13 protein-coding genes are annotated in these 11,839 nt (G+C 57.5%); 11 read left to right on the top strand and 2 right to left on the bottom strand.

Translation table 11 applies throughout. The features are described from left to right. Nucleotides 1–67: 67 nt before the first annotated feature. A complete protein-coding gene (locus QN370_RS12260) occupies nucleotides 68–667 on the top strand; it encodes a helix-turn-helix domain-containing protein (protein ID WP_322127799.1) in 600 nt (199 codons plus the stop codon). A 155-nt stretch (nucleotides 668–822) separates the two neighbouring features. Here QN370_RS12260 and QN370_RS12265 read toward each other — a convergent pair whose 3' ends face one another. Both QN370_RS12265 and QN370_RS12270 read right to left on the bottom strand, forming a co-directional pair. Continuing rightward, a complete protein-coding gene (locus tag QN370_RS12265) occupies nucleotides 823–1,245 on the bottom strand; it encodes a divergent PAP2 family protein (RefSeq protein ID WP_322127798.1) in 423 nt (140 codons plus the stop codon). Nucleotides 1,246–1,531: 286 nt separating this feature from the next. Next, nucleotides 1,532–2,683, bottom strand: coding sequence for a helix-turn-helix domain-containing protein (locus QN370_RS12270; RefSeq protein ID WP_322127797.1), 1,152 nt, complete (start codon nucleotides 2,681–2,683; stop codon nucleotides 1,532–1,534). A 299-nt stretch (nucleotides 2,684–2,982) separates the two neighbouring features. Between QN370_RS12270 and QN370_RS12275 the strand changes: the two genes are divergently transcribed. From QN370_RS12275 to QN370_RS12320, 10 genes are all read left to right on the top strand, one after another. Continuing rightward, a complete protein-coding gene (locus QN370_RS12275) occupies nucleotides 2,983–4,038 on the top strand; it encodes a DUF475 domain-containing protein (protein ID WP_322127796.1) in 1,056 nt (351 codons plus the stop codon). A gap of 17 nt (nucleotides 4,039–4,055) precedes the next feature. After that, nucleotides 4,056–4,634: a TerD family protein gene (locus tag QN370_RS12280; RefSeq protein ID WP_322127795.1), complete on the top strand. Its 579-nt coding sequence runs from the start codon at nucleotides 4,056–4,058 to the stop codon at nucleotides 4,632–4,634. A gap of 75 nt (nucleotides 4,635–4,709) precedes the next feature. After that, a complete protein-coding gene (locus QN370_RS12285; RefSeq protein ID WP_322127794.1) occupies nucleotides 4,710–5,285 on the top strand; it encodes a TerD family protein in 576 nt (191 codons plus the stop codon). 208 nt (nucleotides 5,286–5,493) lie between these two features. Further along, nucleotides 5,494–6,216 (top strand): TIGR00266 family protein, encoded by a 723-nt coding sequence (locus QN370_RS12290; protein WP_322127793.1) that lies wholly within the window; start codon nucleotides 5,494–5,496, stop codon nucleotides 6,214–6,216. 59 nt (nucleotides 6,217–6,275) lie between these two features. Beyond that, nucleotides 6,276–6,857: a TerD family protein gene (locus QN370_RS12295; RefSeq protein WP_322127792.1), complete on the top strand. Its 582-nt coding sequence runs from the start codon at nucleotides 6,276–6,278 to the stop codon at nucleotides 6,855–6,857. A 7-nt stretch (nucleotides 6,858–6,864) separates the two neighbouring features. Continuing rightward, the gene (locus tag QN370_RS12300) at nucleotides 6,865–7,881 is read left to right on the top strand and encodes an ATP-grasp domain-containing protein (RefSeq protein ID WP_322127791.1); all 1,017 of its coding nucleotides are present in this window, start codon (nucleotides 6,865–6,867) and stop codon (nucleotides 7,879–7,881) included. Then, nucleotides 7,881–9,053, top strand: a complete 1,173-nt coding sequence (locus QN370_RS12305) for a phosphoribosyltransferase domain-containing protein (RefSeq protein ID WP_322127790.1) — start codon at nucleotides 7,881–7,883, stop codon at nucleotides 9,051–9,053. The genes QN370_RS12300 and QN370_RS12305 overlap by 1 nt, the downstream gene beginning before the upstream one ends. Then, nucleotides 9,053–9,805 (top strand): HAD hydrolase family protein, encoded by a 753-nt coding sequence (locus tag QN370_RS12310; RefSeq protein ID WP_322127789.1) that lies wholly within the window; start codon nucleotides 9,053–9,055, stop codon nucleotides 9,803–9,805. The genes QN370_RS12305 and QN370_RS12310 overlap by 1 nt, the downstream gene beginning before the upstream one ends. Continuing rightward, a complete protein-coding gene (locus QN370_RS12315) occupies nucleotides 9,805–10,890 on the top strand; it encodes a cysteine protease StiP domain-containing protein (RefSeq protein WP_322127788.1) in 1,086 nt (361 codons plus the stop codon). The genes QN370_RS12310 and QN370_RS12315 overlap by 1 nt, the downstream gene beginning before the upstream one ends. A 5-nt stretch (nucleotides 10,891–10,895) precedes the next feature. Next, entirely contained in the window at nucleotides 10,896–11,807 is a 912-nt protein-coding gene (locus tag QN370_RS12320) for an HpcH/HpaI aldolase/citrate lyase family protein (RefSeq protein WP_322129150.1), read from the top strand. The last annotated feature ends 32 nt before the right edge of the window (nucleotides 11,808–11,839 follow it).

An 11,839-nucleotide genomic window follows, 5' to 3' on the forward strand; every position in this document is an offset into this window, starting at 1 on the left:
AATTAACTTTGGTTAAAACGATTACACTCAATTTTTATACGAGTGATCAACTAGGTACATCATCTCCATGAATCAAGAGTGCACAACGCGAAATGCTGCGAAGATTTTAGGTATTTCGGTGACATCCGTTCAAAAGCTTGTCGAGTCCGGCACGCTTGCCGGATGGAAAACAAAGGGTGGTCACCGTCGCATTCTTCTCAGCGCAGTCGATGCCTACAAGCTCTCTCGCTCTACCCTCGAATCTTCTTTAGCCAGCGGCTCCGGTCCATCATCGTCCACGATTCTAGTTCTCGCAAACAATGTAGAGAGGCGTGAATTTTATAGTCACCTCATTGAATCCTGGGACTTCAGTGCGGCACTGGTCTTTTGTAAAACGGGCTATGACGCACTGATTCAAATTGCTCTGCACAAACCGGACATTTTTCTCGCCGATATGACCATCGCTGGTGTGGAGAACTTCCAATTGCTCAAGGCAATCCTGACGTATCCCGATCTCAGCAACATGCACATGGCGGTGCTCAGGGAGATCAGTCAAGAAAGTAATAACAACGATATCGATTTACCTGAGGAGGTCGTGTTCCTCAGGAATAATGATGAGCTCCGGGGCTATCTCAGTGCTTGCTGTGCAAAGCAAATCCGTCTTAAAAAAGTGGCGAATAACGAATGAATCGCCGCCAGCGGTAGCCGCCTCGATCGTCCAGGCAGAGCGTTGTTGCGGACCGTGCCGGCAACCTTGCCGGGCTTCTGCAAAAGTCGTTGGTGCAAGGTCTGCGGTGGTGGCGGTCGTTGCTGCTGAAACTGCACGGCGAAATGGTTCAGTCCCTACGGCAGCAACCGGCTAATCGCCAGCGCGATCAGGATGCCGGTGACGACACCGCCGCAAATCTCGATTTTGGTGTGGCCCATGCGCTCACGTAGCGGTTTGTGCTCGACACCTGCCTTGCCGGCATCGAGTGCATTGATGTGTTCTGCGTGCTTTCCGACATGCTGACGCAAGCTGTTGGCATCGATCATCACAATCACCGCGAGGGTCACCGCAACGCCGAATGCCGGATGCGAGATGCCTTCGCGCAGCGCGATCATCGTCGCCATGCTGGTCACAACGGCGCTATGGTTACTCGGGAAGCCGCCATTGCCGACCAGGTCAAATGCCCAGCGACGCGTGCGCGCGCTATTAATCAGAAATTTGATCGGACCGACCAGGGTCCAGGTAAGTAATGGGGTTACAGCATAGACAAGTGTCATCGGATTTCATTTTCAAGGGAGGTTGTGTCCATGCGCTGATCTGCGCGTGCGACACGATAAACCTTTCGTCGACGGCGTGGGCCGGAAATGCATGATGCGGTGGTGTTGGTCTTCCTTTGTCAGGTATTGACCATCTGTACCGCGACCAGTTTTCAACCCTTTTATGTGAATCGGCAACGGCAACATCGTTTGCGTAGGGTGCAATAACCGCAGGGCATTGCACCCAACGCGACCAGTACGATATTACGATGGGCGGGACTTTTTTTTCTATGCGGCTGATGGAAAATTACTGCGGCGGGGTGATTGCTTTTCGCTCGGTACGTGGCTCTTCAGGCAGGGTGGCGAGTCGTGTAGCGAGTTTGGCGAGGCTGGTTCCGAAGTTGGTTTTCTGGTAGCCCATCGCCAGTTGCGCACCGGTCGTTTGAATCGGCGTGCGGCGTGTCTGGAACAGTCGCTTGTCGTACAACATGACAGCGAGCATGACTTCGTAGGAACGCCGTCCGAACCGGCTGACCAGATGCGACGCAATCTGCGTCATCTGAAGATCGCAGGCCGAGTCGCTGCACTGCATGTCGTCAAAACAGGTTGGCCCTAGCAGTTGCACCGATTGCAGCAGGGGCTGCATGGCCGACTGCATCGCTGCTGGCGGTTCGAGCAGGGTCTGCCATTGCCGGGCGGCCTCATCCGGCGTTTCGGTGGTGACAAAAAGAATTAAGCGTTCGATGTAATCGCTCACCGTTTTGACTGCGCTAAACAGCGTAATTTGCTTGCGGCAGGCGGCTCGCAGTGAGGGACCGTGCAAACGGATTTGCCGTGGAACTGCCTCGGCGATCGCCGCGATGATCTCGGAAACGGGCGGCAGATACAGCAGCTCGGCGCCATTCCCGGTGAGTTCCCGTACCGCCTCGACGAGTGTGGCCGCGCTCGTATCGGCATCTACGCGAATCAGCGTTCCTTCGCCAGGATTGACCCAGGCAGCGCGCATCTTGCCCTGAATAAGCGGTAGCCACAGCAGCACGTCGGCCGGATGGTGCGGGCGGGAGATCGTGCGCAATATCGGCAAGCGCTCATTGAAAATCGCGCGTACCGTTTTTTCGTCCAGAAATAATTGCCGGGCAACGCTGAGAAACGATTCCGACAGGACCATCTTCGCCGCCAGTGCGACCATCCGCCCGGTGGCACGGTGACGCTCCGAGACACCCGCTACAGGTTCGTTGAATGTCTTCAGACAGACATTGCAGCGCAGGCGTGCACGCTTGATATCGAGATCGATGCGCGCTCCATCGAAAGCCAGGTCGCGCACGCGCAGCGTCGTGCGGCCATAACGGACTGTGCTGGGTGACTGGCAATGCGTGCAATGGCAAGGTCGACTGTCTGTCTCCAGACTGATCACCATGCCGTCGGCGGACTTTCCGATCGACGTCAGACGGACGTCCACCAACGGCTGCAGCCAGAGTGCGTTGTCGGTTGTCATCAATGGGAAGGAAATCTCAGAATAATGTTCTTTTTCATACGGATTTATTTATGGACTTGAAAAAGAGATAGTACACACCAACTGTAGATTTCGGTTGGTAATCAATTGAGTTTATTTGGTATTAATCGTTTCTCTCATAGACAAGCATGACGTTGAAGGCTATTGTCGGCTCGTCAAAAGTGGTACATAAAATATTCTGCGACTGAAGTTTTAAAACAGCAGGTCGGATACCGAGCAAAAGCAACTATCAACATGGGAATTTCATGAAGCATTTTCGAATATCGTTTGTCGTAACGATTATCTGTTTGTCGTTGGCCGCATGGTGGGGTTACACCCACGGCGGCGTCAGCACGATGTTGTCGGCGCTCGGTATCGCCGTCATCCTGAGCGTGATGGAAGTCTCGCTGTCCTTTGATAACGCGGTGGTCAATGCCTCGGTTCTGAAGACCTGGAACAAGTTCTGGCAGGACCTGTTTCTGGGAGTAGGAATCATCATTGCCGTGTTTGGCATGCGCCTGCTTTTCCCGCTCGTCATCGTTGGTGCTGCCGCCGATCTGGGTATCGGCGAGGTCTGGACGATGGCATTGAATGATCCCGCGCAATACGCGATGCATCTGACGAATCATCATGCGGAAGTAGCGGCCTTCGGCGGTGTTTTTCTGCTGCTGGTGTTCCTCAACTTCCTGCTGGACGATGAAAAAGACGTGCACTGGCTCGGCGTTGTCGAGGAAAAGCTCGGCGCGTTCGGAAGGATTACATCGGTCCCGGTACTCATTGCGCTCGTGGTGGTACTGAGCATGGTGGGCATCGTCGAACCGGCCAAGCAAGCAGTGGTCCTGACGGCTGGCATGTGGGGAATCGTGACGTACGTCGGGGTGGATGTCCTCAGCAAGCTCCTTGAAAGCAAGGAAGAAGCCAGTGTGGATGTCGGTGCCATCGTCAAGCGTGGCGGCATCGGTGCCTTCCTGTATCTCGAAGTGCTCGACGCATCCTTTTCGTTCGACGGTGTCATCGGTGCGTTTGCGATTACCAATGACGTGATCATCATCATGCTGGGGCTGGCAATTGGTGCGATGTTCGTCCGGTCAATGACGGTGTATCTGGTTCGTCAGGGCACGCTCGACGAATTTATCTACCTGGAACATGGTGCCCATTACGCCATCGGTATCCTCGCCCTGATCATGTTGGCCAGCATGAAGTATCACGTCTCGGAAATCTTTACCGGACTGATCGGTGTGGCATTCATCGCTGCGTCGCTCTGGTCATCGGTCAGATACAAACGCCAGGCAGCCCTTGAAGAAGCCAAGGGCAACGCATAACGCAACAGGAGAACGGTGTGGCAATCAGCTTGCAAAAAGGTGGCAACGTCAACCTGACAAAGGGTGATCCGAATTTGAAACAGGTGCTCGTCGGCCTGGGCTGGTCAGCCCGGTCTTCCGATGGGGCCGCGTTTGATCTGGATGCCAGCCTGTTCATGGTGCAGGAGAACGGCAAGGTACGTGGTGACCACGATTTTATTTTTTACAACCAGCTCAGATCGCTGTGCGGTTCGGTCGAACACAGCGGTGACAACCAGACCGGCGAGGGCGACGGTGACGATGAGGCCCTGAAGGTCCTGCTCGACAGCGTGCCCCCCGAGATCACCCGGCTGGTGGTCGCCGTGACGATTCACGATGCCGATTTGCGCAAGCAGAATTTTGGCATGGTCGAGGATGCCTACATCCGGATTGTCAATCTGGAGACCAGGGCCGAGATCGTCCGGTTTGATCTGTCCGAAGATTATTCGACGCAGACCGCCATGGTCTTTGCCGAAGTCTACCGGCATCAGGGTGAGTGGAAATTCAAGGCAGTCGGCCAGGGTTATGCGGGCGGGCTTGAAGCGGTGGCGAAGCAATTGGGCGTACAGATTGCGTAAGTAGTTGGCAGCATCGGCTGTGACGTGATGGACTGTCCATCGTCACTTTTGATTTATTTTAATAGGAGAAATTCAATGGCAATCAGCTTGCAAAAAGGCGGCAACGTCAACCTCAGCAAAGAAGCACCAGGCCTGAAAAAAATCATCGTTGGCCTCGGATGGGATCCGCGCGCAACCGATGGTTCAGCGTTTGATCTGGACGCCAGTGCGTTCATGCTGAAAGCAGATGGCAAGGTACGTGGCGATCTGGATTTTATTTTCTATCGTAACTTGAAGGCAGCCGATGGCTCCGTGGTCCACGCCGGTGACAACACCGACGGCAGCGGCGACGGCGACGATGAAAAGCTGACAGTCGATCTGACACTGATCCCTGCCGAGATCGACAAGATCTCGTTCGGCGTCACCATCCACGAAGCCGAGCAGCGCAAGCAAAATTTCGGCATGGTGTCCAAAGCCTACATCCGTTGCGTCAATGCCGAAGGCAATGCCGAGCTGACACGTTTCGACTTGTCCGAAGACAGCTCGACCGAAACCGCGATGATCTTCGGCGAGCTCTATCGCGCCGGTAGCGAATGGAAATTCAAGGCGGTGGGTCAGGGCTTCAAAGGCGGTCTGGGTCCACTCGCCCAATCGTTTGGCGTCAACGTCTGATCCAGTAAAAAAGTGCGTTTTAGCGGGAGGAGTCTGCATCGCAGGTCCTCCCGGATCCGCTTATCAGGTAGGAAGCTGTCAACACCTGTTGCTGCACGCCGGGTCAATCTGTTTTTCATAGCAAAGTTCAGGCGTCATTTGTGGCATTCGCGTCGCGCCAGCGTCGACGTCTGTGCTGTCTTTTCTGTCCAATCCCAAAGAGGTCTCAATGCCGATTTTTACAGTCACAGGTGATGTCGATCCGTTTTTGCATGTCGCCTTCCGGCAGGGTGAAAAAATCTACTGCGAGTCGGATTCGATGGTGATGATGGAAGCCAATCTTGATCTGAAGGGCCGCATGACCGGTGGCGTCGTCGGCTCGCTGATGCGTCGCATGGCCGGCGGCGAATCGTTTTTTCAGCAGCACGTCGAAGCCGTGCGCGGCGATGGCGACTGCCTGCTGTCACCGACCTTGCCGGGCGCAATCGAGCTCGTTGATATCGGCACCACCAAATACCTCCTCAACGATGGTGCTTTTGTCGCAGCAACCTCCGGTGTCGAAATGAAGTCGCGCCTGCAAAGCATCGGCAACGCCTTGTTCGCCAAGTCCGGTGGCTGGTTTGTCATGGAAGCATCGGGCAGCGGCAAGCTGGCGATCTCTGGTTTCGGTTCGCTGTTCCAGCTTGATGTCGTCGCAGGCAAGGACGTCATCATCGACAACTCGCATGTCGTCGCCTGGGACAGTACGTTGAAATACGAAGTCAGCGTGACGACCACCGGGGGTGGCGGTATCGGCGGCATGATCGGCGGGATGATCAACTCGCAGACCAGTGGCGAAGGCATCGTCCTGCGCTTCAAGGGCAATGGAAAAATTTACGTCTGCTCGCGCAACCGCGACGGCTTTCTGGAGTGGATGAAGAAAGAACTCGCTGGCTCCAAAACCAGTCGCTAAGACTGCGCGCTTTGTACTTTGCTTTGCACTGATCATCACTCACCAACAAGGAGTTGAACATGGCTATTAATCTGGAAAAAGGGCAAAAGATTTCGCTCGAAAAAGAAGCAGGTACCACGCTGACGAAGATCACGATGGGCCTTGGCTGGGACGCCGTGAAGTCCAAGGGATTTCTGGGTTTCGGCGGCAAGTCGCAAGACATTGATCTCGATGCCTCCTGCCTGATGTTTGACGACAAGGGCAGCCTGGCCGATTCGATCTGGTTTCGCCAGCTCGAATCCAGGGATGGCTCGGTCAGGCATACGGGCGACAACCGCACCGGTGCCGGTGATGGCGATGACGAGCAAATTGTCGTCGACCTCACCCGCGTACCCGTCGGGATCAAGAGCCTGATATTCACGGTCAACAGTTTCACTGGCCAGGACTTCTCGAAGGTAGAAAACGCAACTTGCCGGATTCTTGACGGCACCAACAACAAGGAAATTGCCCGTTTCAACTTGTCGACGCTCGGTCCGCATACCGCGCAAATCATGGCCAAACTGTACCGCCACAACGGGGAATGGAAAATGGCAGCGATTGGTGAATCGTGCAGCGGACGTACCTTTGAAGAATTGTTGCCGCGTATTACGCCGCACGTCTGACGCTGCCATGCGAGTCTGGTTCAACCGAACGTTTTCGTCTGTCCACGCCGCCATCAGCCTCATTCGTGAGGCCGATGTTGCAGGCGAGTTTCATCTCATCTACAGCAACACCAATCCGCTTGCCATCGCCGGTCGGGCAGCGCATCAGTTCAATGAAGAACCGACCGGGCTGGACGATGCGGCGTATGCCGACTGGTGCCTCGATTTTTGCAAGACGCAGCACGTCGATGTGTTCTGGCCCGGCCGCGCGGCAGGGTTGCTGAGTAGTCAGCACGCCCGCTTTGCCGATATCGGCACCCGCATCGTCAGCGTTGCCACGACGGCGATGCTCGACCTGCTGCATGACAAGGCGCGGTTTTATGCGTCGGTGGATTTGCCTGATGCAGTGCCGGCGCAGTCGCTGACGTTTTGCAACATCGCCGAGTTCGATGCCGCGTTCGCGCACTTGCGCCCGCTGCACGCCACGCTGTGCGTCAAGCCATCCAGCTCGGTCTACGGACTCGGTTTCAGTGTGCTCGATGACACGCGCAACACCGCGCAACTGCTGATGGAAGGCTTGCCGTACCGCGTCAGCCTGGCGGATTTTCGCGCCGGTCTGGCCCTGCAGAATGAATGCCGGCCAATGCTGTTGATGGAGTATCTGGACGGTCAGGAATACAGCGTCGATTGCATCGCCGACTACGGCGTCCTCAAGTGCGCGATCCCGCGTCGCAAACCGGTCAGTGCCGGCAGCGGTCAGCTGATCGATCTGCGTGCCGATGTGTTGAAGGCCACCGCAAAGCTGACCAGTGACTATGGCCTCAATGCCGTTTTCAATGTGCAGTTCCGTGAACAGGAGGGCGCGTTGCGCATTCTTGAGATTAATCCGCGCATGTCGGGCGGTATCGGCATGGCCTGCGTGGCCGGACCAAAGCTGCCGTATCTTGCCTTGTGCGGATTTGTTCATGGCTACGATCAGGTCGTCATTCCCGCTGTGCGGGATGGCATTCGCGTCGGCGAAGTGGCTTGTGCGGTGGCGCTGTGATGAGCGCCACGATCGACACGCCGCCGGCAGGCTTTATCGCCGAACACCGGGTCAGCATGCCGACCGGGAAACTGGTTGTGCGGGTACGCCAAAGCCATCTGGCGCTGGACCAGCTGATCGGTTTCGCTGCACGCAACAATGCCAGACGCGGCTTTCTGTTTCTGAGCAAGGTGCTCGGCAAGCACTGGCCGGTGCGCCCGTCTGTCATGGCGGCAATGCACGAATTGCTGGCCGGTCAACTGCCGCCGCAGTCGGGCACGGTGGTCTTTGTCGGCATGGCCGAAACTGCCATCGGACTGGGGCAGGGCGTCTTTGAAGCATGGTGCCGACGCCATCCAAATCAGCCCGCGCTGTACTTGCCGACAACCCGCTATCGCGTCGGCAGCGGTGACGTGATGGTGTTTCAGGAAACGCATAGTCACGCGCCGCATCAGTATCTGCATGTACCGGCAGAACCGTTGCGCAGGTTGCTGAATGACGCGACGGCGCTGGTGCTGATCGATGATGAAGTCAGTACCGGCAATACGTTTGTCAATCTGGTCGAGGCATGCCGCGTGCACAGTCCGCGTCTCGCCTCGGTACATATCAGCACGATCACCAACTTCATGGGCGAGGGCGCGTCGATGGCACTGGCGCAGCGCTTCGGATTGCCGGTGACCCATGCGGGCGCGCTCGATGGCGAGTACGAGTTCGTGGCGAACACGCCGCCCGCTGTGCAGGCGCGCACCAACAGCAAAGAGGGCGCACCCAATACGGCGCTGACGGACACATTTGGACGGCTCGGAATTGCGCGCCCGCTTGCTGCACCGGTCGCCCTTGCCCAGGAAATTTTTGCCAGCGTGACAGCAGGCCAGACCGTGCTGGTTCTGGGCACCGGTGAATTTTTGCATCCGCCCTTTTTGCTCGCGCATGCGCTGGAGCAGCTGGGCGCTGACGTCACTTTTCAGTCCACCACCCGCTCGCCGATTCTGCAATGGGGTGCGGCAATGCACGTGTTGCAGTTCGCCGATATTTACGGCGAAGGGGTGGACAATTTTCTCTATAACGTCAAACCGGGGCAGTACGATCACGTCCTGATCTGCCATGAAACGGCATCCGGCCAGGGTTTGACGCAGCTGGCGCAACTGCTTGACGCTCGCCTGCTGCATTTCAAAAACGAAGGTGGTCGCTGATGATCAAAGTCCTGTTTGCGGATCTCGATGATTCGCTGTTTCAGTCGCGCGAAAAATGTCCCGAAGGAGTGCTGCTTCAACCGGCGGCGTTCCTGAAGGACGGTGCCGCGATTTCGTACACCACGCCGTCGCAGCGCGATTTTCTGGAGCTGGCCCTGACGTCGATGACGGTCGTGCCAACCACGGCGCGCAATCACAATGCGTTTCGCCGTGTCGATATCTCGTTTTGCAGTTATGCGGTGCTCGATTACGGTGGCGTCATCCTGCACCCGGACGGCTCGGTCGATGCCGTCTGGCAGCAGGAGATGCAGGACGCGATGGCGTTGTCGCATGCGGGCTTGCAGCGCGTGATGGCGGTCATGAATACCTACGCCGTGTCCTGTGGTTACGCCGCGACCGCCCGCATCATCGAAGATTTCGGCACGCCGTTCTACGTGGTCATGAAAGACCCGGATAAACGCAGCGATCGGCTCGCGCACATCGAACAGCAGGCCGTCGCTTCGTGGATCGCTACCGAAGGCACGGACTTCACGATTCATCGCAACGGCAACAATCTCGCCGTCCTGCCGAAGGCACTCAACAAGGCGCACGCGGTGCAGCGGGTCGCGCAATGGTTGCGCGCACAGCACGGCGAGATCATCACGTTCGGACTCGGCGACAGTCGCTCCGATGCGCGTTTCATGGCCGCTTGCGACTACGCCATCGTGCCGTCAGGCACGCAACTGAGTCACAGTACGCTGGGGGCGCTTTGATGTTTGCCGGCAGTTACCGGGCCGGGGATGTGACGTTTCTGCTCAAGCGCTTGCCGATGGCCGACTTCGTCAACGTCGCCGAGAAGGAGCGATTGATTCAATCCGGTCAGCGGCATTACAGCGAAATGCTGTCGCCGGAAGTGCTGCCCTCCGCCCACTATCTGGCCCTGTTTGCGCAAGCCGAAACAGCCAATCGCGAACAGATGGCGCAGGATTGCCTGCGGCTTGCGGCGCTTATCCATGCCCGTCGTCGGGACAGCATCACGCTGGTGTCACTGGCGCGTGCGGGCACGCCAGTCGGAGTCATTCTCAAGCACATTCTGTCGCGCGTTTTCGGGCGCGACGCCGCGCATTTTTCAGTCTCCATCGTGCGTGATCGCGGCATTGATGCGGTCGCGCTGCGGCATATCCTGGCGCAGGGATACGCGCCGGAATCGATTGTGTTTGTCGACGGCTGGACCGGCAAAGGCGTGATTTCACGCGAGCTGACGAGCGCCGTGACAGCGTTCAATGCAGCGCACGATGTCGCGATCGATCCGGGACTGTTTGTGCTGGCCGATCTGGCCGGAACAGCCGCTTGCTCGGCGTCGTGTGCCGATTATCTGATCCCGTCGAGCATACTCAACGCGACCGTTTCCGGTCTGGTCAGCCGCTCGATTCTCAATGCGCAGATCGGCCCGGATGACTTTCATGGCTGCGTGTATTACGAGAGTTTCGAGCCGCAGGACATGTCGCGTGATTTTGCCGACCGGATCATTGCGGCAGCACAAGACATGGCTGGGCTGTACGGTCTTCCGGCAGCGATACCGGCTGACCGCTGCGCGGCAGCGCAGACCTCGCAACGGTTCATGCAAGCCTGCATGCAGGCCTACCGGATCACCGATCCCAATCTCATCAAGCCCGGCATCGGCGAGGCGACCCGCGTGCTGTTGCGGCGTATGGCCGAACGCGTGATCGTGCGCGATCCTGCGGCGGCGGCGGTGGCCCATCTGATCGCGCTGGCCGCAGAAAAAAACGTGTTGGTCGAACACGACCCGGCATTGCCGTATCAGGCAGTCTCGTTGATCAGGAGTGAAAGCGAGTGAACGCGATGTTCAATGACAAGTTACCCGGGGCCTCACTGTATGTGCCCGCCAATCATCCCGACCTGACGGCGGTCGCCAATGGCGAAAAGCTGGCGCAGGCGCGCTCCCTGATTTTTTGTACCGAAGATGCGGTCGCCGAAAAAGACCTCAGCTATGCGCTGTTCCAGCTCGGCGTCGCGCTGCAGAACATGCCGGTCACAACGCGGTCCGAGCGCTTCGTGCGGGTGCGTAATGTCGAGGTGCTGGGGCGCGTGCTGGCGATGCCGGGGGCCGACAAACTGACCGGCTTCGTGATTCCGAAAGCGAGCCGGCACAACATGCCGTCGTATCTGCGTCATGTGCGCGACACGCGCCATGTGCTGATGCCGACACTGGAAACGGCCGACGTGTTCGACGATGCCGAGATGCGCGAGTTCCGACTGTTTCTGGAGTCGCCCGGCGTGCGTCCGCGCATCCTGGCACTGCGTATCGGCGGCAATGATCTGTTCGCCTTATTGGGATTGCGCCGGCCGCGCAACATGACCATTTACCGGACCCCGCTGGGGCCGGTGATTGCCCGGCTGGTGACGACCTTTCGGCCGTACGGGTTTTGCCTGACGGCGCCGGTTTTCGAGCACCTCGATTTGCCGGACTTGCTGGCGCAGGAGGTCGAAGAAGATCTGGCCCATGGCATGGTCGGCAAGACGGCGATCCATCCCGACCAGATTGCGCAGATCGAGCGCCACTTCATGGTCATGCCACGCGATCTGGCATCGGCTGAAGCGATTCTTGCCGCCGACAGTCCTGCCGTCTTCAAGCTCGACAACTCGATGTGCGAAGTAACGACCCATCGCGCGTGGGCACAGCGCACGATCGCACAGGCAAGTCATTTTGGGGCTTACCCATCAGTCGATCCGGTCGATCCGGTCGACAAGTAATCGGCCAGCAGCACACCATCCGGTAGTCATCG

Source organism: Actimicrobium sp. CCI2.3 (assembly GCF_035019065.1).
Classification (GTDB): Bacteria; Pseudomonadota; Gammaproteobacteria; order Burkholderiales; family Burkholderiaceae_D; genus Actimicrobium.